This is a genomic window from Paracoccus albicereus (assembly GCF_024359525.1).
Classification (GTDB): Bacteria; Pseudomonadota; Alphaproteobacteria; order Rhodobacterales; family Rhodobacteraceae; genus Paracoccus; species Paracoccus albicereus.
In genome coordinates, this window is record NZ_JAKZEU010000006.1 from 91,071 (window position 1) to 115,916 (window position 24,846).

General features: G+C 64.6%; 22 protein-coding genes. 15 read left to right on the plus strand and 7 right to left on the minus strand.

Translation table 11 applies throughout. From position 1 onward, the window contains the following. Window positions 1-218 precede the first annotated feature (218 nt). Genes purL through MLD63_RS15710 form a run of 4 tightly spaced genes read left to right on the plus strand, consistent with a single transcriptional unit; the run spans window position 219 to window position 4,540 of the window. Window positions 219-2,402, plus strand: coding sequence for a phosphoribosylformylglycinamidine synthase subunit PurL (gene purL, locus MLD63_RS15695; protein WP_255330860.1), 2,184 nt, complete (start codon window positions 219-221; stop codon window positions 2,400-2,402). Further along, window positions 2,399-3,559 (plus strand): bifunctional 2-C-methyl-D-erythritol 4-phosphate cytidylyltransferase/2-C-methyl-D-erythritol 2,4-cyclodiphosphate synthase, encoded by a 1,161-nt coding sequence (locus MLD63_RS15700; protein ID WP_255330861.1) that lies wholly within the window; start codon window positions 2,399-2,401, stop codon window positions 3,557-3,559. The genes purL and MLD63_RS15700 overlap by 4 nt, the downstream gene beginning before the upstream one ends. A gap of 4 nt (window positions 3,560-3,563) precedes the next feature. Then, entirely contained in the window at window positions 3,564-4,052 is a 489-nt protein-coding gene (locus MLD63_RS15705) for a phosphatidylglycerophosphatase A family protein (protein ID WP_255330862.1), read from the plus strand. After that, entirely contained in the window at window positions 4,049-4,540 is a 492-nt protein-coding gene (locus MLD63_RS15710; RefSeq protein ID WP_255330863.1) for a CinA family protein, read from the plus strand. The genes MLD63_RS15705 and MLD63_RS15710 overlap by 4 nt, the downstream gene beginning before the upstream one ends. On the opposite strand, the gene aroB is transcribed toward MLD63_RS15710, so the two are convergent. Continuing rightward, a complete protein-coding gene (aroB, locus tag MLD63_RS15715) occupies window positions 4,516-5,622 on the minus strand; it encodes a 3-dehydroquinate synthase (protein WP_255330864.1) in 1,107 nt (368 codons plus the stop codon). The two genes, MLD63_RS15710 and aroB, sit on opposite strands and share 25 nt — an antisense overlap. Next, the gene (locus tag MLD63_RS15720; RefSeq protein ID WP_255330865.1) at window positions 5,619-6,188 is read right to left on the minus strand and encodes a shikimate kinase; all 570 of its coding nucleotides are present in this window, start codon (window positions 6,186-6,188) and stop codon (window positions 5,619-5,621) included. The genes aroB and MLD63_RS15720 overlap by 4 nt, the downstream gene beginning before the upstream one ends. Window positions 6,189-6,307: 119 nt before the next feature. Here MLD63_RS15720 and MLD63_RS15725 point away from each other — a divergent pair, with 119 nt between their 5' ends. Genes MLD63_RS15725 through MLD63_RS15740 form a run of 4 tightly spaced genes read left to right on the plus strand, consistent with a single transcriptional unit; the run spans window position 6,308 to window position 10,205 of the window. Continuing rightward, window positions 6,308-6,445, plus strand: coding sequence for a hypothetical protein (locus tag MLD63_RS15725; RefSeq protein ID WP_255330866.1), 138 nt, complete (start codon window positions 6,308-6,310; stop codon window positions 6,443-6,445). Further along, a complete protein-coding gene (locus MLD63_RS15730) occupies window positions 6,438-7,928 on the plus strand; it encodes a hypothetical protein (protein WP_255330867.1) in 1,491 nt (496 codons plus the stop codon). The genes MLD63_RS15725 and MLD63_RS15730 overlap by 8 nt, the downstream gene beginning before the upstream one ends. Next, window positions 7,928-8,875, plus strand: a complete 948-nt coding sequence (locus MLD63_RS15735) for a site-specific tyrosine recombinase XerD (RefSeq protein WP_255330868.1) — start codon at window positions 7,928-7,930, stop codon at window positions 8,873-8,875. Before MLD63_RS15730 ends, MLD63_RS15735 begins: the two co-directional genes overlap by 1 nt. Window positions 8,876-8,885: 10 nt before the next feature. Then, entirely contained in the window at window positions 8,886-10,205 is a 1,320-nt protein-coding gene (locus tag MLD63_RS15740; RefSeq protein WP_255330869.1) for an HlyC/CorC family transporter, read from the plus strand. Here MLD63_RS15740 and MLD63_RS15745 read toward each other — a convergent pair whose 3' ends face one another. Next, window positions 10,206-12,161, minus strand: a complete 1,956-nt coding sequence (locus tag MLD63_RS15745; protein WP_255330870.1) for a hypothetical protein — start codon at window positions 12,159-12,161, stop codon at window positions 10,206-10,208. It abuts the gene before it with no gap. A gap of 153 nt (window positions 12,162-12,314) precedes the next feature. On the opposite strand from MLD63_RS15745, the gene tkt reads away from it, so the two are divergent. The 3 genes from tkt to MLD63_RS15760 all read left to right on the plus strand — a co-directional run bounded on the left by tkt (window position 12,315) and on the right by MLD63_RS15760 (window position 16,208). Beyond that, complete coding sequence (tkt, locus tag MLD63_RS15750; protein WP_255330871.1) at window positions 12,315-14,339, plus strand: transketolase; 2,025 nt, start codon at window positions 12,315-12,317, stop codon at window positions 14,337-14,339. 70 nt (window positions 14,340-14,409) lie between these two features. Then, the gene (locus MLD63_RS15755) at window positions 14,410-15,333 is read left to right on the plus strand and encodes a DMT family transporter (protein ID WP_255330872.1); all 924 of its coding nucleotides are present in this window, start codon (window positions 14,410-14,412) and stop codon (window positions 15,331-15,333) included. Continuing rightward, complete coding sequence (locus tag MLD63_RS15760; protein WP_255330873.1) at window positions 15,330-16,208, plus strand: lysophospholipid acyltransferase family protein; 879 nt, start codon at window positions 15,330-15,332, stop codon at window positions 16,206-16,208. The genes MLD63_RS15755 and MLD63_RS15760 overlap by 4 nt, the downstream gene beginning before the upstream one ends. 51 nt (window positions 16,209-16,259) lie before the next feature. On the opposite strand, the gene MLD63_RS15765 is transcribed toward MLD63_RS15760, so the two are convergent. Then, complete coding sequence (locus tag MLD63_RS15765) at window positions 16,260-17,669, minus strand: class II 3-deoxy-7-phosphoheptulonate synthase (RefSeq protein ID WP_255330874.1); 1,410 nt, start codon at window positions 17,667-17,669, stop codon at window positions 16,260-16,262. Window positions 17,670-17,798: 129 nt separating this feature from the next. Between MLD63_RS15765 and MLD63_RS15770 the strand changes: the two genes are divergently transcribed. Both MLD63_RS15770 and MLD63_RS15775 read left to right on the plus strand, forming a co-directional pair. Beyond that, window positions 17,799-18,761 (plus strand): GlxA family transcriptional regulator, encoded by a 963-nt coding sequence (locus MLD63_RS15770; protein ID WP_255330875.1) that lies wholly within the window; start codon window positions 17,799-17,801, stop codon window positions 18,759-18,761. Window positions 18,762-18,906: 145 nt separating this feature from the next. After that, window positions 18,907-20,076, plus strand: a complete 1,170-nt coding sequence (locus MLD63_RS15775) for a Hint domain-containing protein (RefSeq protein ID WP_255330876.1) — start codon at window positions 18,907-18,909, stop codon at window positions 20,074-20,076. A 54-nt stretch (window positions 20,077-20,130) separates the two neighbouring features. Here MLD63_RS15775 and MLD63_RS15780 read toward each other — a convergent pair whose 3' ends face one another. Next, complete coding sequence (locus MLD63_RS15780; protein ID WP_255330877.1) at window positions 20,131-21,732, minus strand: bifunctional metallophosphatase/5'-nucleotidase; 1,602 nt, start codon at window positions 21,730-21,732, stop codon at window positions 20,131-20,133. Between the two features lie 98 nt (window positions 21,733-21,830). On the opposite strand from MLD63_RS15780, the gene MLD63_RS15785 reads away from it, so the two are divergent. Together MLD63_RS15785 and MLD63_RS15790 are read left to right on the plus strand one after the other, a co-directional pair. Further along, complete coding sequence (locus tag MLD63_RS15785; RefSeq protein ID WP_255330878.1) at window positions 21,831-22,157, plus strand: DUF952 domain-containing protein; 327 nt, start codon at window positions 21,831-21,833, stop codon at window positions 22,155-22,157. Then, window positions 22,154-23,215: a quinone-dependent dihydroorotate dehydrogenase gene (locus MLD63_RS15790; protein ID WP_255330879.1), complete on the plus strand. Its 1,062-nt coding sequence runs from the start codon at window positions 22,154-22,156 to the stop codon at window positions 23,213-23,215. Before MLD63_RS15785 ends, MLD63_RS15790 begins: the two co-directional genes overlap by 4 nt. 11 nt (window positions 23,216-23,226) lie before the next feature. Here MLD63_RS15790 and cysE read toward each other — a convergent pair whose 3' ends face one another. After that, a complete protein-coding gene (gene cysE / locus MLD63_RS15795; protein ID WP_255330880.1) occupies window positions 23,227-24,054 on the minus strand; it encodes a serine O-acetyltransferase in 828 nt (275 codons plus the stop codon). A 70-nt stretch (window positions 24,055-24,124) separates the two neighbouring features. After that, window positions 24,125-24,844 (minus strand): DUF2793 domain-containing protein, encoded by a 720-nt coding sequence (locus tag MLD63_RS15800; RefSeq protein WP_255330881.1) that lies wholly within the window; start codon window positions 24,842-24,844, stop codon window positions 24,125-24,127. Between the last annotated feature and the right edge of the window lie 2 nt (window positions 24,845-24,846).

The window sequence follows — 24,846 nt, forward strand, 5'->3', positions numbered from 1 at the left end:
CATCGTGCCCATAGATCGATCATGAAGGCGATGGCAGCCTTGTGGCGCATCATCTTCTACCTCCCTGTTGGACTCAGGCCGGGCCTCGTGCCCGGCTTTTTTTTCCGCTGCGTTGGGGCACCCTGTCCATGCAGGCTGATCGTTCGGTCCGCGTCCCCTTCCCTCGCGGCCTCTCCACCCGTAAAAGGCGCTGACTTCTCGGGCAGGAAAGGCCGGACATGCAGGAACCGTCGATCACCCCCGATCTGATCGCCGCGCACGGGCTGAAACCCGACGAATACGACCGCATTCTCGACATCATCGGGCGCGAGCCGAGCTTCACGGAACTCGGCATTTTCAGCGCGATGTGGAACGAGCATTGTTCCTACAAGTCGTCCAAGAAATGGCTGCGCACGCTGCCCACCACCGGCCCGCAGGTGATCTGCGGCCCCGGCGAGAATGCGGGCGTCGTCGATATCGGCGACGGTCAGGCGGTGGTCTTCAAGATGGAAAGCCACAACCATCCCAGCTACATCGAGCCGCATCAGGGTGCCGCGACCGGCGTCGGAGGTATCCTGCGCGACGTCTTCACCATGGGCGCGCGTCCCATCGCCGCGATGGATTCGCTCAGCTTCGGGCGGCCGGACCATCCCAAGACGCCGCATCTGGTCAAGGGCGTGGTCGAAGGGATCGGCGCCTACGGCAATGCCTTCGGCGTCCCGAACGTTGGCGGAGAGGTGCGGTTCCACCGCAGCTATGACGGCAACTGCCTTGTCAACGCATTTGCTGCCGGCCTCGCGGATGCCGATGCGATCTTCTACTCCGCCGCGTCGGGCGTTGGCATGCCGGTCGTCTATCTGGGGGCCAAGACCGGCCGCGACGGCGTCGGCGGCGCGACGATGGCCAGCGCCGAGTTCGACGACACGATCGAGGAAAAGCGACCGACCGTGCAGGTCGGCGATCCTTTCACCGAAAAATGTCTTCTGGAAGCCTGCCTGGAGCTGATGGCCTCGGGCAGCGTGATCTCGATCCAGGACATGGGTGCCGCCGGCCTGACCTGTTCCGCCGTCGAGATGGGCGACAAGGGCGGTCTTGGCATCAAGCTGCAGCTCGACGCGGTCCCGCAGCGCGAGGCGGCGATGACCGCCTACGAGATGATGCTGTCCGAAAGCCAGGAACGCATGCTCATGGTGCTGAAGCCCGAGAAGGAGGCCGAGGCGCGCGCGATCTTCGAGAAATGGGATCTCGATTTCGCCATCGTGGGCGAGACCATCGCCGAGGATCGCTTCCTCATCCTGCACGGCGACGACGTGAAGGCCGATCTGCCGCTGTCGAAACTGTCCTCCAGCGCGCCGGAATACGACCGGCCGTGGATTGCGACGCCCGCAGCCTCGGCGATGTCGCCCCTGCCGCCTATCCGCCCGATCGAGGGATTGCGCGCGCTGATCGGCAGCCCCTCCTACGCTCACAAGGGCTGGGTCTGGGAACAATACGACACCCAGGTCGGCGCCGACACGATCCGCCGCCCTGGCCTTGGCGCGGGCGTGGTCCGCGTTCACGGCACCAGCAGCAAGGCGCTCGCCTTCACCAGCGATGTGACGCCGCGCTATGTGCGTGCAAACCCGGTCGAGGGCGGCAAGCAGGCCGTCGCCGAGGCGTATCGCAACCTCTGCGCCGTGGGTGCGGTCCCGCTGGCCACCACCGACAACCTGAACTTCGGCAATCCTGAAAAGCCCGAGATCATGGGCCAGTTCGTTGGTGCCGTGCAGGGGATCGGTGAAGCCTGCCGGGCGCTCGACTTCCCGATCGTGTCGGGCAATGTCTCGCTTTACAACGAAACCGACGGCAAGGGCATCCTGCCCACGCCCACCATCGGTGGCGTTGGCCTGATCGAAGATCTGGACGACCTTATCGCCGGTTTGCCCGAAGACGGCGACATCGCCATCCTGATCGGCCGAACCGAGGGTCATCTGGGCCAGTCGGCGCTGGCGGCCGAAGCCTTTGGTATCGAAGAAGGCGACGCTCCGCCCGTCGATTTGGCGACCGAACGCAAACACGGCGAATTCATCCGCGCGAACCGCGCCCACTTACGTGCCGCGACCGATCTGTCGGATGGCGGCCTGGCGCTGGCTGCATTCGAGATGGCGGAAGCCGCGGGAATCGGCCTTCGCCTGGACAGCGGCGACATCGGTGAGCTTTTCGGCGAGGATCAGGCCCGTTATCTGGTCGCCTGTTCGGCAGACGGGGCCGAAGCGCTGCTGCAGGCAGCCCGCGACGCCGACGTACAGGCCGCCCAGGTCGGCCAGTTCGGCGGGCTTGCGGTGCAGATGGGCGATGATGCTGGCGATCTGGCCGACCTCTCGACGCTCTATCGCGGTGCCTTCGTCGCGGCGATCCAGGGCACGACGCCGGATCACGCATGAGCGTGATCGCACCCCCGGGTTATGCCGCAATCGTCACCGCAGCCGGGCGCGGCACCCGCGTGGGTGATGGCGATCCAAAGCAATGGCGCGACCTCGCCGGACGTCCCGTTCTGGAACATGCGCTCGACGCCTTCGCGGGCTTCGACCGGGTGATCCTTGTCGTCCATCGCGATGAAATGGACCGCGCCATCGACGCCTTTGCAGGACGTGCCACCATCGTCACCGGCGGCGAGACCCGCAGCGCCAGCGTCCGCGCCGCACTCGACACGCTTTCGGGCAGCGACGTCACCCATGTCCTGATCCATGACGGCGCCCGCCCCCTGGTCGACGACGCCGTTATCAAGGGGGTCATCGACGCGCTTCAATCGGGCGCCCCTGCCGCAGCGCCAGCGCTGCCCGTTACCGACGCCCTGTGGCGCGGTGTCGATGGCAGGGTCAGCGACAGCGCCCCGCGCGATGACCTTTTCCGCGCGCAGACACCTCAGGGTTTCGCCCTGGGTGAGATATCCGACGCACACGGGCAGCATCCGCAGGACGCGGCCGACGATGTGGCGCTGGTGGTGCGCGCAGGTATTCCCGTCACGATCACGCCCGGCAGCGAGGACAACCTCAAGATCACCTTCGCCGAGGATTTCGCCCGCGCCGAGCGTATCCTTGCATCCCGAAAGGATGGCACGATGGATATCCGGATGGGCAACGGTTTCGACGTCCACGCCCTTGGGCCGGGCGATCACGTCACGCTTTGCGGCGTGCGGCTTGATCACGATCACGGGCTGGTCGGTCATTCGGACGCCGACGTGGGCATGCACGCCTTGACCGATGCCATCTACGGCGCGCTGGCCAAGGGTGACATCGGGCGCCACTTCCCGCCGTCCGAGGCGGATTGGAAGGGCGCAGACAGCGCGATCTTCCTGCGTCACGCCGCGGATCTGGCACGCGAACACGGGTTTCGGCTTGGCAACGCAGACGTCACCCTGATCTGCGAGGCACCAAAGATCGGCCCCCATGCCGGCGCTATGCAGACGCGATTGGCCGAAATCATGAATGCGGATCCTGGTCGCATCAGCGTCAAGGCCACGACTTCGGAACGGCTGGGCTTCACCGGCCGTGGCGAAGGCATCGCGGCACTGGCCACCTGCACGCTTCTGAAAGGCTGAAGGCATGATCACCCTCATCGTGACGTTCTTTGGGATCGGCCGCCTGCATCCGGCACCTGGCACCTGGGGCTCGCTGGCGGCGACGATCCTGGCTGTCCTGCTGTACCGTGCGGGGGGCGCCTATCTGCTGCCCCTGGCCTTTCTGCTAGTGACGATGCTGGGCTTCTGGGCCGTTCCGCTGGCCCTGGTCGACTCGACCGAACCTGACCCGGGCGAAATCGTGATCGACGAGGTCGCAGGCCAATGGCTCGCGCTTTGCTTCACGATGATCCCGCTGGCACGCCACGGCGTTCCGATTATGTCTGCCTGGCCTGCTTTCGTGGTGCCGTTCCTGATGTTTCGCCTGTTCGACATCTGGAAGCCCTGGCTCGTCGGTTCTGCCGACAGGCGGGGCGATCCGGTCGGGCTGATGCTGGACGATCTGTGGGCCGGGCTCTTCGCGGGCCTGACCTCTGTGGTGCTGGCCGGGCTGTATCACGGGCTGATGCGATGAGCCTTGCGGCCGAGGTCTTGGACGCCGCACGCCGCGCCGGGGCGATGATCGCCACCGCGGAAAGCTGCACGGGCGGATTGATCGTGGCGGCGTTGACCGACATCGCCGGATCGTCGGACGTGGTGGATCGTGGTTTTGTCACATATTCCAACGCCGCCAAGATCCAGATGCTGGGCGTCAGCCAAGCCACCCTGGACGTCCATGGCGCGGTCAGCGAAGAGATCGCGGCCGAGATGGCGTCGGGCGCGCTGAAACGTTCCACAGCGGATTTCGCCGTCGCCGTGACGGGCATCGCTGGCCCGGGCGGTTCCGAACACAAGCCCGAAGGACGCGTCTGCTTCGGGCTTGCCGGACCGACTGGAGTAATGGTCGAGACAGTCGAATTCGGCGCCTTGGGCCGGTCGAACGTCCGGGCAAAGACCGTCGAGCACGCGCTCGACCTTCTATTGAAAGCCCTGTCGAATCAACGCGCTTCGGATAAAACCTGATCCAGACTATCAAGTGCCACGTCGTCGTTGACGAAGGCCTCGCCGATCCGACGCGCCAACACGAAACGCAGCCGGCCGTCCACGACCTTCTTGTCCTGCCCCATCAGCGCGATAAGGGCCCGGTTGTCGGGCAGATCACCCGGGATGTCAGCCAAGCGCGCGGGCATCCCCATCGCCGCAAGATGTGCCGCGACGCGGGTCGGATCCTCCTGCGGGCAAAGCCCCATCCGTGCCGACAGATCGAAGGCCAGCGCGCAACCGATCGCCACGCCTTCACCGTGCAGCAGGCGATCGGAATAGCCGGTCGCGGCTTCCAGCGCATGACCGAACGTGTGACCCAGGTTCAGATGCGCGCGCTCCCCTTGCTCGGTCTCGTCGCGCTCGACGATGCGGGCCTTCATGGCGACAGAATGGGCGACCGCGTGCTGCAACGCCTGCGGATCGTCGCGCAGGCGCGGACCGTTAGCTTCGAGCCAGCCGAAAAACGACGCGTCGCCCAGTAGCCCGTATTTCATGACTTCCCCGTAACCGGCGCGGAAATCGCGGTCGGGCAAGGTGGACAGAACGTCGATGTCGGCCAGAACCAGTGACGGCTGATGGAATGCGCCGATCAGGTTCTTGCCATGCGGGCTGTTGATCCCGGTCTTGCCACCGACGGATGAATCCACCTGCGCCAGCAGCGTTGTCGGGATCTGCACGAAGCGCACCCCGCGGCGCAGAATCGCGGCGGCAAAGCCTGCAAGATCACCGATGACGCCGCCACCAAGGGCGACGACGATATCGCTGCGCTCGATCCGTTGTTCCAGCAGCCATTCGACGGCGCGGGTCAATTGCGGCCAGCCCTTCGTCGCTTCGCCGGCGGGCAATGCAAGCGCCTCTGAAGCGATACCCTCGGCGGCGAAGGCGTCTTGCAACGGGCGCAGATGATACGACGCGACGGTCTCGTCGGTCAGGATCGCGACGCGCTTTCGGCGCAGCATCGGCGCGATCTCGGAACCCGCGCGCGCCAGAAGACCGCGACCGATCCGCACATCATAAGCCCGTTCGCCAAGCGCAACGTGAACCGTCGAGGTATCGCTCATCTTTTCTCCAGCATCTTGGGCGCGGCTTCCGCAATCTGCGTGGCAAGCCGTGTCGCCGACGCCTCTACCGTGTCGCTGGACCGGCCCTTGAAGGTCAGGTCCGCCAGACCATAGATCGGCGCCCGCTGCTCCAGCAGGCGGGCAAGCGTGCCGCGCGGGTCCTCGGTCTGCAGAAGCGGCCGCGTCGGGCGCTGTTTGACCCGGTGCCACAGCGTATCAAGATCGCAATCGAGCCAGACCGACATGGCACGGTGCGAGATCAGATCGCGATTTTCTGCACGGATCCACGCCCCGCCGCCGGTCGAGATGACGCGCGGGCGCCCCGCCAGCAGACGGGTCAGCACCTGCGTCTCGCGCGCACGGAAGAACGCCTCGCCATCGCGCTCGAATATCTCGCGGATCGACATGGCTGCCGCGATCTCGATTTCGGCGTCGGAATCGGTGAATGGAACGTGCAGGCGTCGCGCAAGCTCTGCCCCGATCGCGGTCTTGCCCGCGCCCATCATGCCCACCAGGACGATGTGCCGATCCACCTTGCGACGCTCTCCCTTGCGTGTGGCACCCATTCGCAAGGGGCGCCCTTATCCCGTTGGCTTGAATGGCGTGATCTTTCTGCGATTGCCATATATATTCGACCCCGACCGGCCGAAGACCGGAGAATGATCGAGCAGTTCAAGGACGAATCATGCGGATTCTGAAGCTTCTTCTGGTGTTGGTGATCCTCACCGCGATCGGCCTTGTGGGCTATGCCTATCTGGGCGACATGGACGCCGACCCGCAGGAGACGCGCAACCCGGTCCAGCTGGAGGGACTGCGTGATTGAGCGAGCCCGGCGCACGCTGGCACTGCCCTTCCTGATCGGCATAGCCGGCTCGGCACAGGCGCAAGAGCCGCTGTCGGCCAGCGACTGGCTGTCGGGGTCTGTCCGAAACCCGCCGCGCGAAAGCTCGGCTTGGCGGCCAGGAACACGACCACCCCCGACGCTGCCCGGACGCACGATCGATCCCGTTGCCGAAAGCGGCGCCGTGGGTGACGTCGCGGTCAGCCGTCTTGATCGTCCCGATCCCGATACCAGCGGCACGCTTGGCGCGGCCGACGCCGCGCTGCCCGACGATCTGTGGAATGGCAGTCAGGCCGAAGACGTCGCAAGGCTGATTGCCCAGACTCCGACCCGACTGCCCGCGATGGATGCGCTGATGCAGCGGTTGCTGCTGGTCCAATCATCGCCGCCTGCTGCGACGGATGCGACACGGGGCGCGTTCTTCCTTGCGCGCGTCGACCGCTTGCTGGCGACAGGGCATCTGTCCTCGGCCCGGGCACTGCTCCACGCGGCGGGGACAGCGGCGCCCGAGGCGTTCCGGCGGCTGTTCGATATCGCGCTGCTGCAGGGCAACGAATCGCAGGCCTGCGACCTGATGGACCGCACGCCGGGCATCGCGCCCAGCATCGGGGCACGCATCTTCTGCCTTGCCCATTCCGGCGACTGGTCGGCTGCGGCGCTGACCATGCACGGGGCCGAGGCACTGAATTTGATCGAGCCAGAGCGGGTGACGCTGCTGCACCATTTCCTTGACGATTCATACGTCGATCGGGGCGAAACGCTGGACCCGCCCGACCCGGTCACACCACTGGATTTCCGCATGCACGAGGCGATCGGCCAGCCCCTGCCGACCGCATCGCTGCCACTGGCCTTCGCGCATTCCGATCTGCGCGACAATGGTGGCTGGAAGGCACGGATCGAGGCGGCAGAGCGGTTGGCCCGTCAAGGTGCGATCCCGCCCGACCGGTTGCGACGCATCTATGCCGAACAGCAGCCTGCCGCGTCCGGCGGTGTCTGGGATCGCGCGGCGACGCTGCAGGCCTATGAGACGGCGCTCGCAGGTGGCGATCCGCTGTCGGCCCTGCCTGCGGCTTTCGACGCCTTCGCATCGGCGGGGATGGGGGGTGTTCTGGCGACCCTGATCGGGGCCGAGGTGGAACCGCTGTCCCAGCAAAGCGCGGGGCGCGGCGCCGAAATCGCTGGCTGGCTGGCCGCCTGGCAGGGTCTGACCAGGCCGGCCGATCTGCCGGGCAAACCCTTGCCGAGCGTCGAAAACGCGCCCCAGATGCCGAAGAGCCGGTTGGGTGAGGCCCTGCTTTCCGCGATGGCCGATGTCGATGCCGGCCTCGACGGAGACGAGGCGCGCGCTGCGAACGGCATCGCGATGCTGCGCGCCCTCGGGCTTGGGCGCGACGCAGATTTGGCCGAGACGCAGCTGCGCCTTGCGCCGCAGATGATGTCGGCGATCCAGTCGGCACGGAACTGATGGGCGACGCGTCGGACATATCCGCCTTTCTCGACGCACAGGCGGCCGAGTCTGGCGCCGCGCGCAACACGTTGCTGGCCTATGGGCGCGACCTGCGCGACTTCGCCGGTTGGGTCGCGGGACAGGGCGGCTGCCTGCGCGATCTGACGCGCGAACGGATCGAGGATTACCTGACCGCCTGCGACGCAGAGGGTCTGTCCCGCGCCACTCGCGCGCGGCGCCTGTCCTCGATCCGCCAGTTCAGCCGCTTCGCGCTGGAAGAGGGCTGGCGAGACACCGACCCCGCAATCCGCATCAGCGGTCCGGGGCGCGCACAGCGATTGCCCAAGACGCTGTCGCGCGACGAGGTGTCGGCGATGCTCGGGGCAGCCCCCTCCGTCGGCCGGACCGCCACCGATCGTGCCCGGACGACGTGTCTGATCGAGTTGCTTTATGCGACGGGAATGCGGGTGTCCGAACTGGTCTCGCTGGCCGTGGCGACCTGCCGTGGCAATCCGCAGATGCTGATGATCCGTGGCAAGGGCGACAAGGACCGGATGGTGCCGCTGACCGAACCCGCCCGCGCTGCACTGCGGGACTGGATCGCCCATCGCGACGGCGCCGCGGACGACAGCCCGCTGGGGCGCCTGGTCGCGGGCCGCGGCGCGCGCTGGCTGTTTCCTGCCCCCGGTGCGGCGGGCCACCTGCCCCGTCAAAGCTTCGGCCGCTTGCTGTCCGACATCGCCGCTGCCGCCGGGATCGATCCGGCGCGCGTCAGCCCGCATGTCATCCGTCATGCCTTCGCCACGCATCTGCTGGAAGGCGGCGCCGATCTTCGCGCGATCCAGACGCTGCTCGGCCATGCCGATCTGGGCACGACCGAGATCTACACTCATGTCCTTGACGAACGGATGCGCGATCTGGTGCTGAAGCACCATCCGCTGGCTCAAACCCCAACCCGAGATTGATGCGAACCCCATGACCGTGACCTACTGGCTGACCTGCGCCGCGATCCTCATCCTGCTGATGGCCTCTGCGTTCTTTTCCGGGTCAGAGACCGCGTTGACCGGGTCGAGCCGCGCCAAGTTGCGCGCGCGCGCCGACCGAGGCGACGGCGGGGCGGCGGCGGCCCTTGCGCTGACCGAAGACAGCGAAAGGCTGATCGGGTCGATCCTTCTGGGGAACAACGTCGTCAACATCCTGTCGGCAAGCCTTGCCACCGCGCTGTTCACCCAGGCCTTCGGCAGCAGCGGCGTTGCCCTGGCCACGCTGGTGATGACCGTGCTGGTGCTGATCTTTTCCGAGGTGATGCCCAAAACCTACGCCATTTCGGCGCCCGAAGACGTGGCACGGCTGGTCGCGCGACCGATCCGCATCATCGTCGTCGTGCTGACCCCGATCGTCGCGGTGATCCGGGTGATCGTGCGCGGTCTGATGGCGGTTCTGGGACACGAAACCGCGCCGGGCGGTCATCTGTTCAGCGTCCACGAAGAAATCGCGGGCGCGCTGTCCATCGGCCACGCGACGGGCGCTGTTCAGAAAGAGGATCGCGACCGTCTGCTGGGCGCGCTGGATCTGGGTGAACGCACGGTCGAGGAGATCATGCTGCATCGATCGGAAATCCAGATGATCGACGCCGATCTGGCGCCCGACGCGCTGATCGAGGCGGTGCTGGCCAGCCCGCATACCCGGCTGCCGGTTTTCAAGGGAGAGCGCGAGAACGTCGTCGGCGTCATCCACGCCAAAGATCTGCTGCGCGCCGTCAACCGCGCCTTCCGTGATGCGGGGGACGAACCGGGTTTGGCGCATTTCGACCTGATGTCGGTCGCGATGCAGCCTTATTTCGTGCCCGACACCACCGCGCTGGACGAACAGATGCGCGAATTCCTCGACCGCCGCGCGCATTTCGCGCTGGTCGTCGACGAATATGGCAGCCTGCGCGGACTGATCACGCTGGAAGACATTCTGGAAGAGATCGTGGGCGAGATCGCCGACGAACACGACACCGAGGCCGACCAGACGCTGACCCCAAACGCGCAGGGCGATTATACCGTCGACGGCGGCATGACGATCCGCGACCTGAACCGCGCGCTAGACTGGTCGCTGCCGGATGACGAAGCGAATACAGTCGCGGGGCTTGTGATCCACATGGCACAGTCGATCCCCGAACAGGGTCAGGTGTTCAGCTTCCATGGGTTCCGGTTCGAGGTTCTGTCGCGGCGGGACAACCGCATAACCCGGCTTCGCATTCGACCGCTGACGCGACGGGCCGCACAACCGGCGATCGAGGCGGACTGATCACGTCTTTCGGGGCCGCGTTAAGGCGCGCTCGACCAGCTTGCGCTGCTGCGCCATCAGATCGAGCCCGGGCCAAAGCCCTTCGGCGCGTGACAAGTGAAACAGCGCCGGCTTGGGTCTTCGCTGCTGGGCCATCCGACGCGCTTTCGACAATTGCATCAGCGGGTTTTCGCGGTCGAGCGCCAGCGCGCGGTCCAGTGTCTCCATTCCCGCCTGCAGGTTTCCGATGCGAAAGCAGGTGTCTGCAATGCGTTTCAGCGTCAGCACATCACCCGGCTGTTGCCGATCGAGCCAGTGCAGCAATTCGAGAGCCCTGCGGTAGCGACCGTGAAGCGACAGGCAGGCGGCGTGCAACCCGACGCGGTCGCCGTCCGCGCTGGTGAGGGTCGACACGGATTGGTCGGCAGTGATCGCCTCGATCATCTCTGCCCCGCAGCCGACATGGCTCAACTTGCCATTCAGCCCGGGTGATAACCGCAACGACTGACGGGCACGGTCGTTGGGCAGCAATTCCTCCCAGTCTGAAAGATAGCACCATTCGGGCAGTAGATCAGGCTGTGTCGAACGGGGCTCGTCGGCCGGCGCTGGCGCGGACAGACCTTTCGCCAGCCGTACCGGCAGCAGCAGGGCCTGTCCGGCCCTGCCCGTCCGTCCAAGGGCGCGGGCGGCAAGCTGCGGCAAAAAAGGCCTGCCGTAATTGCGTGGCAGGAAGATCTCCGACAGGAAGGCCGCGTCGATGCGTGGATCGTCGTCGGAAAGATTCACAAGGTCGGCCATCGTCTTGACATGCTGGCATTGCAGCCGATCACGTCGCTGCAGGCGCGGGTCCTCCAGTGCCAGCCTTACCTGCGTCATCGCAGCCTCATGGTCGCCATCCGACATCGCCGTCGCGGCCAGAAGTCGGCGCACGAAGGGATGGGCAGCACACAGCGTCTCCTGCGCCGCAAAACTCGCCATGACATCCCCCGCCCGACCCGCGGCAACCGCATGGGGTGCAGCGTATTGCAGCGATTGTGCAAGGTCACCGGGCGCGAAGAAGCTGTCAGGCCGAGACAGGGCGCGATCAAGCAGCGCGTCATGCGCAGCCTCCCGCAGATCGGTCGGCAGATCGGCGGGCAGACTGTCCACCGTGGCGAGGCCGACAATCTCGGCCGCGCGGGAAAAGGCGCTGCCCGACGGCGCGCCGACCCGTGTGCAGCCTGCCATCAGCATCAGGTCCAGCACATCGCGTTGCGCAGGCAGCATTCCCGCATCATCCAGAAGATCGCCGACCGGCACGATGCGTGGGTTACCCTGCGCCAGATGGGCGATCGCCGCGGGCGTATCGCTGAAGGCGATGACCGGGCCGTCATGGCTGGCGACCCAGGCCCGAAAGAATTCGTCCGGGACATACTTCGCCGGCCAGGAACTTAGCGACCAGGGCAGTCCGTCCAGCAGATCGCCGCGCCGGACGTGGATCGCCAGCGGTGCGGTGCCGCCCCAGTGCTGTGCCAGCCGTTCGCGCGCCCGATCGAGCGCGGCTGCAAGCCGCGGGGCAAGCGGCAGGTCGGCGGTGATGCGGGCGACGGACGCGCGCACCTCATCCGGGCTTTCGTCGATCATGCGCAAAATGCCGAAGGCCGCGTCGCTGTGAAAAAGCGCGCCCTTCGCCAAGGCGTCTTTAAAATGCGCCCTGTCCATCCGCGCGGCCTCGGCCATCAGGTTGCGGCGCGCCGACAGGTCGGCACGCTCGCCGATCAGCGTGATGTGGCGGTCAACGAAATCCGCGTCGAGAAAATCGCGCGGGTCGGCCAGTTCGGGATAGGGTCCGTGAGGCTCGGCCAGCCACAAAAATTGCGCCTTGGCACCGAAGTCCCGTTCAAGCCGCAGCACATTCAGCAGACCGACGATCCGGGCCCCGATACGATCCTGACGGAAGCCTGCAATGGAAGATTGGGGGACCGGGTCGGCGGGCAAGAACACTCCCCATCGGATCGGGGCGAAAGGGCGGTCGGCCTTGGATGCGGCCGAAGGCAGCGTAGCCCCGCCCCCATACGCTTGCAACCGCGCGCGCCCGAACCTATCAGGACCGCAACGCTTTCCATCAGCATACGCCCCGGAGGACCTATCATGGACATCGCCGATCGCCGCACGGCTGCCGACCCCGATATGTGGAACCTCGCGACCGCGATCCGCGCGCTGGCGATGGACGCCGTTGAGCAGGCCAATTCGGGTCATCCGGGTATGCCGATGGGCATGGCCGACGTGGCGACGGTCTTGTTTCGCAACCACCTGAAATTCGACGCCAGCACGCCCGACTGGTTCGATCGCGACCGCTTCGTCCTGTCGGCAGGCCACGGCTCGATGCTGCTGTATTCGCTGCTTCATCTGACCGGCTATGAAGACATGACGATCGAGCAGCTGAAGAATTTCCGCCAGCTCGGCGCGATCACCGCGGGCCATCCCGAGTACGGCCACGCTGCCGGGATCGAGACGACGACGGGACCGCTGGGTCAGGGTCTGGCCACCGCCGTTGGCATGGCGATCGCCGAAGAGGCGATGCGCGCCGAGTTCGGATCGGACCTGTGCGACCATCGCACCTGGGTCATCGCGGGCGATGGCTGCCTGATGGAGGGGATCAGCCAGGAGGCGATCGGCCTTGCCGGGCGTCAGGAACTGGGCCGGCTGATCGTGATGTGGGATGACAACAACATCACCATCGACGGCCGCGTGTCGCTGTCCGACAAGACTGATCAGAAGGCGCGGTTCGAAGCGTCGGGCTGGCGGGTTCTGGAATGCGACGGTCATGATGCAAAGGATATCGACCGCGCGCTGACCGAGGCCAAAAAGGACGATGGCCGCCCGGTGTTCGTGGCCTGCAAGACCATCATCGGATTCGGCGCCCCGACCAAGGCCGACAGCCATAAGGCACACGGCTCTCCCCTGGGCGGTGACGAGATCGCGGCGACGCGCGTGGCCTTCGGCTGGAACCACTCGCCCTTCACCATTCCCCACGATGTCGCCGACGCCTGGCGTGCGATCGGCGCCAAGGGTCGCGACACGCGTGAGGCATGGTCCGCCCGCGTCGATGCGCTCGGCGATGATGAACGTGCGGAGTTCACCCGCCGCATCGGCAACAAGGTCAGTCCCCATCTAGCGCCGACGATCCACGCGTTGAAGGAACAGACCATCGCCGGTGCGCCCAAGGTTGCGACCCGCAAGGCCAGCGAGAACACGCTGGAGGTGCTGAACCCCGAGATGCCGGAAAACTTCGGCGGCTCAGCCGACCTGACCGGGTCGAACAACACCTTCACCAAGGATCTGGGCATCTTCAGCCCGGAGAACCGGACCGGACGCTACATCAACTACGGCATCCGCGAACACGGCATGGCGGCGGCGATGAACGGGATCGTGCTGCATGGGGGCTTCCGCCCTTACGGTGGCACCTTCATGTGCTTCACCGATTACGCACGTGGCGCGATGCGGCTGTCGGCGCTGATGGGCGTGCCGACGGTCTACGTCATGACGCATGACAGCATCGGGCTGGGCGAGGATGGTCCGACCCACCAACCTGTCGAACATCTGGCGATCTGCCGGGCGACGCCGAACACACTGATGCTGCGGCCCTGTGATCAGGTCGAAACCGCGGAAGCCTGGGAAATCGCGCTGTCGCGCGAAAGCACGCCCAGCGTCTTGGCGCTGTCGCGGCAGAACCTGCCGACGTTGCGCAACGAAGCGGGTGATGAAAACCTGTCGATGAAGGGCGCCTATGTGCTGCGCGAAGCCTCTGCAGAGCCGAAGGTCGTCCTGATGGCCACCGGGTCCGAGGTCGAGATCGCAGTCGCCGCGCGCGAGACACTTGAGGCCGAGGGCACGCCGACTCGCGTCGTCTCGGTCCCCTCGATGGAGCTGTTTCGCGAACAGGATCCGGAATACCGCCGTCAGGTTCTGCCCGGCGACACGGTCCGCATCGCGGTCGAGGCGGCCATCCGCCAGCCCTGGGACTGGCTGCTGCTGGGCGAGCGCGGCCGCGAGGAGCGCTCGGACTTCGTCGGCATGACGGGTTTTGGCGGATCGGCCCCGGCGAAGGATCTCTACAAGCATTTCGGCATCACCGCTGAAGCCGTGGTTGAAAAGGCCAAGGCGCTGCTGTGAACCGCCGGTCCGCCCTTGGCGGGGATAGCCTGAAGACAAGGGCCTGCGCCCCCATACGGGGCGCGGCCTGATGCGTGCCCTGCCCCGCGCCTTCGCGCTGATGGGGCGCGAGCGTGACGGGCTTCGCACGCCACCCGACAGCCAGACGCTGGGGATCCTGCTTCTTCTGGCCGCGATCTTCACCTTCACGCTGATGGACGCGACGGCCAAGTATCTGACCCAGACCTATCACCCCGCACAGGTCGTCTGGGCGCGCTTCGCGGGCAACATGGTGCTGCTGGCGCTGGTCTTTCGCACTAGGCTTCCCGGGCACCTGAAGACGCGTCAGCCAGGGATGCAGTTCCTGCGTTGCCTGACGCAGATCGCGTCGGTCGGGCTGTTCTTCAGCGCGCTGCAGCATATCGGCCTCGCCGAGGCCACGGCGGTCATGGATCTCAATCCCGTTCTGATCACCCTGGGCGCCGCCCTATTTCTGGGCGAGAAGATCGGCATTCGTCGCATCTTGGGAATCGCGGCGGCGCTGGCGGGGGCGCTGATGATCATCCGGCCCGGCCTCGGTGTCTTTCAACCCGCAGCGATTCTACCGCTGATCGGCGCCTTCACCTATGCGGCGGGCGCACTGCTGACGCGGATCGTCCGAACGGACAGCACCGCAACCTCGCTGCTGTGGTCGACGATCTTCGGCACCATCATCGCAAGCTGCGTCGTGCCCTTCGTCTGGCAGCCTGTCGCCTGGCAGCACCTGTGGGCGTTCCTGCTGATCGGTTGCCTTGGCGCGGGCAGCCAGGCAATGCTGATCCGCGCCTTTTCGCTGGCCGAAGCGGGCGCGGTCGCGCCCTTCGGCTACACGGGGCTGATTTGGGCAGGTCTCTGGGGATGGATGTTTTTCGGGCAAATCCCCGATGGCTGGACCATCACTGGCGCCACGATCATCGTGGTCGCTGGCATCTATGTCTGGTCCAGAGAGGCGCGCACGGCGCGGCTGGCCCCATGAGCGACGCGCCAGAGGAAAAGGTCCCCTTGCGCGACCGGCTGGCCAGCGGACTTTTCCTCGGGGTCATGCGGCTGGCCGGGATGCTGCCCTATGACCGTCGGATTCCGGCAGTCGGTTGGTTCTTTGCGCAGGTGGTCGCACCGGTCGCGGGATGGCGGCGACGTATCCACGACAATCTGGCGCTGGCATGGCCCGACCTGCCCGATTCCGAGGTCGCGCGGCTGACCCGCGCGGTGCCGGACAATGCCGGACGGTCGATGGCCGAGATCTATGCCGGAGAGGCCTTTTCAGCGCGCATTCGCGAGGCCGATCCTCTGGAAGGTCCGGGCCTGCCTGCACTGGAAGAAGCGTTCGAGGCGGGTCGTCCGGTCATCCTCGCCTGTGCGCATTTCGGGAATTACGACGCGATGCGGGCTGCCTTGTCGGCACGGGGCTGGCCGGTCGGCGCCTTGTACCGGCCGATGAACAACGAGGCGTTCAACGCCCATTACGTGCCCGCCATAACCGCCATCGCCGAGCCGGTATTCCCGCGTGGGCGAAGCGGTCTGACCGCCATGATCCGGTTTCTGCGCGGCGGCGGCTGGATGGCGTTGGGGTTCGATCAGCACGATCGGCACGCCCCGCATCTGTCGTTCTTCGGCCAACCCGCCCGCACGGTCCTGACACCCGCAGAGCTGGCCCTGCGTCACGACGCATTGATTCTGCCAATCCATGGCATCCGCCAGCCTGACGGATTGAGCTTCCGCGTCCATGCCGGCGCGCCTGTCGCCCATGCCGATGCGATAGCCATGATGCAGTCGTTGAACGACGATCTCGAGACGCTGGTCCGCCGTCACCCCGACCAGTGGTTCTGGGTGCACCGGAGGTGGAAGTAAAAAGCGGCCTGCCTAGGGGCCGACCGCATTCCGTGTTCGTGTCGTTTGCTTCTACCCAGCCCGGACTTGGGGCATGGCGCCGCCGTTCTGGCGGCGGTCGCGCAGTTCCTCGGCCACGAGGAAGGCCAGTTCCAGCGACTGGCTTGCGTTCAGGCGGGGGTCGCAGGCCGTGTGATAGCGGTCAGACAGGTCCTCGTCCGTGACAGCACGGACGCCGCCGGTGCATTCGGTCACATCGCGGCCGGTCATCTCGAAATGGACGCCACCGGGGATCGTGCCCTCGGCCTTGTGGACCGCGAAGAACTCTCGCACCTCGCGCAGAACCGAGTCGAACGGACGGGTCTTGTAGCCAGAAGCCGACTTGATCGTGTTGCCGTGCATCGGGTCGCAGGACCAGACGACGTTCGCGCCTTCGGACTGAACGGTCTTGATCAGGCGCGGCATGTGATCGCCGACCTTTCCCGCACCGAAGCGCGCGATCAGAGTCAACCGGCCGGCCGCGTTGTCGGGGTTCAGCTTGGCCATCAGCACCTTGAGGTCGTCCTCGGTTGTCGAGGGGCCGCATTTCAGGCCGATCGGGTTCTGGACGCCGCGACAGAATTCCACATGAGCGCCGTCAGGCTGACGGGTGCGATCGCCGATCCAGATCATGTGGCCCGACCCCGCAACTGGCAGACCGGTGGTGGAATCGGTGCGTGCCAGCGCCTCTTCATACTCCAGAAGCAGCGCTTCATGGCTGGTGTAGAAGTCGACCTTGCCCAGTTCATGCGCGGTTTCCGATGTCACACCGGCGGCCTGCATGAAGGCCATCGTGTCACTGATCCGGCCCGCGATGTCGCGGTATTTCGCGGCCTCGGGTCCGCCGACGAAATCGGCGATCCAGCTTTGGACACGATGCATGTCGGCGTAGCCGCCGGTCGAGAACGCCCTCAGAAGGTTCAAAGACGCGGCCGCCTGCGTATAGGCCGCCAGCATCCGCTGGGGATCGGGGATACGGGCCTCGGCGGTGAAGTCGAAACCGTTGATGATATCGCCACGGTAGCTGGGCAGTTCGGTCCCGCCGACAGTCTCGGTCGGTGCGCTGCGCGGCTTCGCGAACTGGCCCGCGACGCGGCCGACCTTGACGACGGGCAGCTGCGCACCCCAGGTCAGCACGACGGCCATCTGAAGCATGACCTTGAACGTGTCGCGGATATTGTCAGCCGAGAATTCGGCGAAGCTTTCGGCGCAATCGCCACCCTGCAGCAGGAAGGCACGACCTTGTGCGACCTCTGCCAGTTCATCCCGCAGGCGGCGGGCCTCGCCTGCAAAAACCAGCGGCGGGAACCGGGACAGTTGCGCCTCGACCGCTTTCAGCGCGGTCTCGTCCGTATAGTCCGGCATCTGGACGCGCGGATAGGCGCGCCAGCCGGCCTTGTCCCAGGTCTGGCCGGCGGTGCTTTGGCGGTTCGCTTGCGTCATGGCGCTGTCCTCGGGTTCGAATGATCGGCCTTCTATAAGGTTTTGGCGGGCGAAGGAAAAGCCCGCGCCCCCTTGCCGCGGCGCGAATTCCCTGCTGATCTGCCGCAACGACCTGCGATGGACCGCAAGATGAGTTCCGAGAAGCCGACCCTGTACACCTTCGTGCTGCTGAATCGCTTCACGATGATGCCGTTTGCCTCGGCCATCGAGCCTTTGCGGTTGGCAAACCGCGCCGCAGGCCGAACGCTTTACGAATGGCGGCTGGTTGGTCCCGGTGGCGAGTCCGCGACCTGTTCGAACGGCGCGCGCTTGATCCTGGACGGGGGGCTGGATGTCGAGCCGCGCGGACATGAATTCGTCATCGTCTGCGGTGGGATCGAGGTCGCGGCCGAAGCGACGAAGCCGGTGCTGGCCTTTCTGCGACGCATGGCACGGGGCGCGGGTGGGATGGGCGCATTCTGCACCGGGGCATGGGTCCTGGCGAAGGCCGGACTGCTGGACGGGCGAAAGGCGACGATCCATTGGGAATATCATGATGGCTTCGCCGAAGAGTTTCCCGAGGTCGACCTTTTCCGCTCGGTCTTCGTGGATGACGGGAACCGGATCACGGCTGCCGGTGGAACGTCGGCCATCGACCTGATGCTGCACCTGATCGCCGAGGATCACGGCGATCCGCTGGCGACAGAGGTGGCCGATCAACTGCTCCATACCGGCATCCGCACCGGGCAAGACGACCAGCGGCTGTCGATCCCGACCCGGATCGGCGTCCGTCATCCGCGCCTGACGGAGGTTATCGCACGAATGGAAGCGAACCTGGAGGAGCCGATCAGCCCAGCGCAGCTTGCGGCCGATGCCGGCATGTCCACGCGACAACTGGAACGCCTGTTCCGTCGCTATCTGAAACGCAGCCCGAAGCGATATTACATGGAGACGAGGCTGGGCCGGGCGCGCAAGCTGCTGATGCAGACCGAATTGTCGATCATCGAGATTGCGTTGGCCTGCGGCTTTTCCAGTCCGTCGCACTTTTCGAAATGCTATCGCGCCCAATATGGCAGCACACCCTATCGCGAACGTGGTACCGGCAGCGCCTGACGACGCCATTTGGCGCGCAGTCGCAATTTAATCGCGCGCGACACGTGAAGTTAACGAACCCTTAACCATTCCACCCGTAATTCTCTGTGCAAAATCAGGGACAAAGTCCCGTGTTTGCGTGGCGTATCGGCCGTGGAGGGCAGTGTTGGACTACAAGATCCTGGTGCTCACGATCAGCACCCCCGTTCCGACCGGAAGTTCGTCACCCGGCCGGTACGAACCCTGGTTCAATGCCAGCAGGATCACAATGCCTGACGCGAAGCTGTCCACGATCACCGTGAGTGACAGCGACGGCAAGCTGGAAAACGTCCAGCTTGCCGTAACTGAAACCGAACAGAGGCTGGTTGAGTCGGCAACCTTCGGATCGGGCGGCAACGCCACGACCATCGCGGCCGGGACGCAACTGAACTACGCCTTCAATTCGATCATTCGCGACGATGCAGGTAACGAGTTTCTTGTCACCTTTCCGCGCATCGGGACGGGGCTGACCCCGTCCGAGATTGGCGGCAAGACGTCGGTTCTGGTATTCCCGCGGCCGGTGAAGAATGCAGATGGGACCGTGAAGCTGGGTGCCGATGGTAAGCCAGTCTTTCCTCAGTTTGATCCAGCGCGTACCTTCACCTATGCAGGCCGCGACCAGTACTCCAGCACAAACTATGGACTTAGCTATTCCTATCCCAGCGCGGTGGATTGCTTTGCAGCAGGCACGTTGATCGACACGCTGTTCGGTCCGCGACCGGTCGAGCAGTTGCGTGTGGGTGACATGATCCGGACACGGGACAACGGCATGCGCTGGCTGTCGTGGATCGGCGGAACCAGGGTCGACGCCGCGCGGCTTGACCTGCAGCCAAACCTGCGGCCGATCCGCATCGCGGCGGGTGCGCTTGGCCACAGACTGCCCTTTGCCGATCTGATCCTATCCCCTCAACATCGGGTACTGGTCCGCTCGGCCATAACCCAGCGGATGTTTGGCGAGGTCGAAATATTGGTGGCTGCCAAGCATCTGGTTGGGATGCCGGGGATCGAGGTGATCGTCCCCGATGATGGTGTGACCTACTTCCACATGCTCTTCGACGGCCATGAACTGGTGCTGTCAAACGGAGCCTGGACCGAAAGCCTCTTCACCGGGGCGCAGGCTCTGGAAGCAGTGGGGGACTCCGCGCGGCGCGAGATTGTCGCGTTGTTTCCGCACCTGTCCGATCCCGACTTTCGCCCCGAAGGTGCCCGCCGATTCCTGAAGGGTCGCGAAGGCCGGCAACTGGCCGAGCGTCACCGAAAGAACGGCAAGGCGCTGTGCGACACGCTCGCTATCTGACGTGAATCCGCCGCGTCACCGGATGGTGCGCGACGGATCCGGATGCTCAACGCGTCATTTGACGGTGATGCGATCGTCCAGTTTGGGTGTGTAGTCTGCACCTTGCTGAGCCAGGTAATCGGCCACGACCTCTGCCAGATCCGGGCCGAAATCGTAGGCATTCTGGGCATTTGCCGCGAACACGTCATAACCGTCGCCGCCGCCGCGCATGTAGTTGTTCGAGACGACACCGTAGGTCGCCTCGGGATCGATCGGCGCCCAGTCTCCCCCGTCCATCACCATCACGTCGCTGATCCGGCTTCCGACCTCGGCCGCAGGATCGACCGTATATTTCAGCCCGGCAACCTGAGCGAAGCGACCGGCGGCCTCTTCATACTGACTGGCACCGTTTTCAAGTGCCGTGACGACGTCGGCCCCCTTTAGCTGGAACGTGGCAAGCGTGTTCTGGAACGGAAGGACACTGTAAACCTCACCCATCGTGACCGGACCCGCATCAATTGATGAACGCAGTCCGCCGCCATTGGTAATCGCTATGCTCATGCCCTGATCGGCGACTCTCGCCAGCATCGCGTCGGCGACCAACACCCCCATCTCGCATTCCTTTGCCCGGCAATTCGCGCGGTCGCCATCGATCGGGGCCGCAGTTTCGGCCACGACCTTCTGCCTGAGTTCTTCGATCGGGGCAGCCATCTCGGCGACACGAGCCTTGATCGCCTCGTCCTCAGGCACCGAATTGTCCAGAAGGATCGGCTCACCCTCGGCACTGGTCAGATTGCCGTCGTCATCGAAGGTCAGGACCAGATGGCCGAGATATTTGGAATAGGCATAGGCGGTCGCAATCGGAACCTCGGACCCGTCGGGCCCCGCCACCATGGTCGGGTAAGCACCTTCCGCGCCGTCCATGTCCCCCAGCAGCGTGTGCGAGTGACCGCCAATGATCGCGTCGAGCCCGGCAACCTCGGCAGCGTATTCCTGATCACGCAGGTATCCGACATGGGTCAGCGCGACGATCTTGTTCACGCCTTCATCGGTCAGCGCCTGAACGTCCGCCTTCAGGCTGTCCATGTCGTCCATGAAGATGACATTAGGACCAGGCGACGCCGTCTCCGGCGTGTCCATTGCCAGCGCCGATACGATGCCGATCTTCTCGCCGCCAACATCGAGCGTCACGGTGTCCGCGACCTTGTCGTTGAGGATGTTCGATTGCGACAGATCGAGGTTGCCTGATGTCACCGGAAATTCGACACCCTCCAGCAGAACGTCCAAACCCTCGGGCCCGTCGTCGAATTCATGGTTGCCGACCGCCATCGCGTCGTAGCCGATTGCGGTCATGAACTCGGCCGTGTCCTTGCCCTTGTAGGTCGTGTAGAACAAGCTGCCCTGATACTGATCACCCGCGTCCAACACGATGACGTTGCCGCCCTCGGCCGTGATCTGGTCGCGCAGTTCCTTGACCTTGGCCGCGACCCGCGCGACGCCGCCGAAACACTCGCCCGCGTCCAGCGTCTCCTGATCGCAGGTACTGTCGTAGGCGTTGATCGGCTCGATCCGGCTATGCAGATCGTTGGTGTGCAGGATGTGCAGCACCATCTCGGCTTGTGCCGCGCCAGCGCCAAGCGCGATGAATGCCGTTGTGGCAAGGAGACGGTTCAGCATCGGGACACCTCTCGATCAGGTTTGAAAGACGCCGATACATTGACGCAGCCCCCCTGAGGGGTCAAACGCTGTTTCCGGATGAAAGCGGAAAGGGCGCGATGCTGATCTATAAGGTTCTTCGATCGGAGGAATGGGAAGAGTTGCGCGGCAATGGCGCATCCCAAGGCTCACCTGACGACCAGCGCGACGGCTTCATTCATCTGTCCGGGGCAGACCAGGTTCAAGGGACACTGGACAAGCATTTCTCAGATGAGAACGATCTTGTGCTTGTCGCGGTCGATTCCGGTGTGCTGGGCTCGGCCCTACGATGGGAGGTGTCACGTGGTGGGGTGCAGTTTCCGCATCTTTACCGCGCAATGACCTTGGCGGATGTGGCGTGGACCAAGCCGATCACGGCCAGCCTGCAGGCGGGATCGCTGCTTTGAAGATGATCGAGCGCGCCGGCCTGCATCTTCTCCACCGTCTTGATCCTGAGCGAGCGCACGATCTGTCGCTCCGAGCACTGCGGATGGGGATCGTTCCCCTGCCCAGGGCGCCATTCACCTCTGACCGCCTGCGTCTGCGTCTTGCCGGGATGGAGCTTCCAAATCCGGTGGGATTGGCGGCGGGTTACGACAAGAACGCGATTGCAATCGCCCCGCTGAGGCGTGCGGGCTTCGGCTTCATCGAGGTCGGCGCTGCCACGCCGCGTCCGCAATCGGGCAACGACAAACCGCGCCTGTTCCGGCTTACAGCAGACGGCGCGATCATCAACCGCTTCGGTTTCAACAATGATGGCGTGGCTGTCATCGCACAGCGTTTGGCGGCAAGAGTGCACGGCATCGTTCCGGTCGGCCTGAACGTCGGCGCAAACAAGGACAGTACGGACCGTGCTGCGGATTATGTGGAAGTTGTGCGGCAGGCGGGGGGAGCTGTTGACTTCGTGACCGTGAACGTCAGTTCACCGAACACCGGCCGCCTGCGCGATCTGCAGCAACCGGAGGCGTTGGTCGCGTTGCTGGCACAGGTGAATGAAGCGCGTCGAGACCTGGTCAATCGGCCAGCGCTATTTTTGAAGATCGCGCCCGATCTCGACGATCCGTCCGTCCGCGACATCGCCGCCGTCGCGGCTGAGGCAGGGATCGATGGGATCATCGCCACCAATACTACAGTCGCGCGTAATGGTCTGAAGGATCCACAGGCATCAGAAACTGGGGGATTGTCCGGCGCGCCGCTGTTTGACCGCTCTACAAGGGTTCTGGCGCAACTGTACCGCGAGACTAATGGAAAGATGCCGCTGATCGGTGTCGGCGGCATTGCGAACGTAGATCAGGCTTGGGCCAAGTTGTGCGCCGGCGCAAGCGCGGTTCAAGTGTACTCGGCGCTGATCTACCACGGATTTTCGCTCGCGACCAAAATTGCACAAGGCCTTGATGCGAGGCTTAAATCGACACGCATGAGCCTCGAGGAGATCAGAGGAAGCGGTGCGGACGAATTGGTTTAGCGCCTCTGCTTTCAGAGGTAGTCGTCCAGTCCGAGGAGCTGATTCATGCTATGTGCCGGCTCCGAACAGCCAGCATCGCCTATAACACGTGCCGGAACGCCGGCGACCGTCTTGCAGGGTGGCACTTCGTGCAGCACCACCGAACCTGCGGCGATGCGCGAATGATGCCCGATCCGGATATTGCCCAGAACCTTCGCACCAGCGCCGATCAGTACGCCATTGCCGATCTTCGGATGACGATCGCCATCTTCCTTACCGGTCCCGCCGAGCGTCACAGAGTGCAGCATCGACACATCATCGCCGACCACAGCCGTTTCACCGATGACGATGGAATGGGCGTGGTCAATCATGACACCAGTGCCGATGCCTGCCGCAGGATGAATATCGACGCCGAAACATTCCGAGCAACGCATCTGCACGAAGTAAGCCATGTCGAACCGCTCGTGCGTCCACAGCCAATGGCCGATTCGATAGGCCTGTAGCGCCTGAAAACCCTTATAGAACAATAGCGGCTGGATCAGACGGTGTGTCGCAGGATCGCGATCATAGACTGCCATCAGGTCGTTTCGTGCGGCATCGCCAAGCGCAGGCGAATCCGCATAGGCATGGTCGGCCAATTCCCGCAGGATCTGCTCGCTCATCTCGCCCGAGGCAAGCTTGAGCGAAAACCGATACGCCAGTGCCGCCTCGAGACTGTGATGGTGCAGCAACCCCGCATGGATCAATGCACCCAGCAGCGGTTCGTTTCTCACAGCCTCTGACGCTTCGTCGCGGACCTGGCTCCAGATCGCCTCACGGATCGGGGCGCTCTGACTGGAAGCTTTGGTCTGAAGATTCATAGCGGTTCCGCCCCAGCTGCGTCGGTACCGTCTTACTCTTTAATCGGCTGAACGAAAACCCGTTCGTCGCTCATGCCGATGGCAAGCGGAGTTCAAGCCAGTGTACCGCAAGCCGGACCTTTCCCGAGCCAGAAAACGTACCTGCACTGGCCGTCATCAGAAGTTCGGCAGGCTGATAATAGGTCATTGGCTGCCCTAGCATTCCACGTGCCCAGGATCCGGTCGACGTCCCGAGACCGCTTCCAAAGCGATCCTCGGCACCATCCGTGCCAAGCTTCCAGCTTGAGAGGCTGCCGCCGATTGCGGTTACAACCCTTGCGACCGCCCCGATGACCATTGCCCCCGCCGGAATAACAACTCCCGTGGCGACGGTCTCGCCTGCGCTCACCATGATCTCCGCTTCCTCCATCCCCTCCAGCATCGAGGAACCGAGCATACCAAGCGACGCAGCACCGAGGCTCCAAGCTGTGCCCGTGTGAATCGCCCTGACTCCTCGATCCAGCACGAACGCCTGCATCCCGCGGGTGATCCGTACAAAGACCCATCCGCCGTTACTCGCAATCGCGATACGCCCGATTTGGCCTGACCATGCGCCGGTGGCACCACCGGGCACGCCCCAGCATTCACCATCCTCAGGATCCGCAGGCGGAACGCCGACGCTGATGCTTTGCAACACCAGATTCGTCAGTCCGTCGATCCGCATCAATGCTTCGTTGACGGTGACGTGCTTCTGAGCCTGCGCCGGCTGCAGCAGAGGCAACGCAAGACGATTGGTTTCAGTAATCGACATGG

Coding starts and splice junctions, on each gene's coding strand:
- MLD63_RS15720 (WP_255330865.1), bottom strand. CDS start 6,188: ATGGGTGCCACACGCAAGGGAGAGCGTCGCAAGGTGGATCGGCACATC.
- tkt (WP_255330871.1), top strand. CDS start 12,315: ATGGACATCGCCGATCGCCGCACGGCTGCCGACCCCGATATGTGGAAC.
- MLD63_RS15800 (WP_255330881.1), bottom strand. CDS start 24,844: ATGTCGATTACTGAAACCAATCGTCTTGCGTTGCCTCTGCTGCAGCCG.
- MLD63_RS15725 (WP_255330866.1), top strand. CDS start 6,308: ATGCGGATTCTGAAGCTTCTTCTGGTGTTGGTGATCCTCACCGCGATC.
- MLD63_RS15755 (WP_255330872.1), top strand. CDS start 14,410: ATGCGTGCCCTGCCCCGCGCCTTCGCGCTGATGGGGCGCGAGCGTGAC.
- MLD63_RS15780 (WP_255330877.1), bottom strand. CDS start 21,732: ATGCTGAACCGTCTCCTTGCCACAACGGCATTCATCGCGCTTGGCGCT.
- aroB (WP_255330864.1), bottom strand. CDS start 5,622: ATGAGCGATACCTCGACGGTTCACGTTGCGCTTGGCGAACGGGCTTAT.
- MLD63_RS15710 (WP_255330863.1), top strand. CDS start 4,049: ATGAGCCTTGCGGCCGAGGTCTTGGACGCCGCACGCCGCGCCGGGGCG.
- MLD63_RS15740 (WP_255330869.1), top strand. CDS start 8,886: ATGACCGTGACCTACTGGCTGACCTGCGCCGCGATCCTCATCCTGCTG.
- MLD63_RS15770 (WP_255330875.1), top strand. CDS start 17,799: ATGAGTTCCGAGAAGCCGACCCTGTACACCTTCGTGCTGCTGAATCGC.
- MLD63_RS15705 (WP_255330862.1), top strand. CDS start 3,564: ATGATCACCCTCATCGTGACGTTCTTTGGGATCGGCCGCCTGCATCCG.
- cysE (WP_255330880.1), bottom strand. CDS start 24,054: ATGAATCTTCAGACCAAAGCTTCCAGTCAGAGCGCCCCGATCCGTGAG.
- MLD63_RS15785 (WP_255330878.1), top strand. CDS start 21,831: ATGCTGATCTATAAGGTTCTTCGATCGGAGGAATGGGAAGAGTTGCGC.
- MLD63_RS15765 (WP_255330874.1), bottom strand. CDS start 17,669: ATGACGCAAGCGAACCGCCAAAGCACCGCCGGCCAGACCTGGGACAAG.
- MLD63_RS15700 (WP_255330861.1), top strand. CDS start 2,399: ATGAGCGTGATCGCACCCCCGGGTTATGCCGCAATCGTCACCGCAGCC.
- MLD63_RS15760 (WP_255330873.1), top strand. CDS start 15,330: ATGAGCGACGCGCCAGAGGAAAAGGTCCCCTTGCGCGACCGGCTGGCC.
- purL (WP_255330860.1), top strand. CDS start 219: ATGCAGGAACCGTCGATCACCCCCGATCTGATCGCCGCGCACGGGCTG.
- MLD63_RS15735 (WP_255330868.1), top strand. CDS start 7,928: ATGGGCGACGCGTCGGACATATCCGCCTTTCTCGACGCACAGGCGGCC.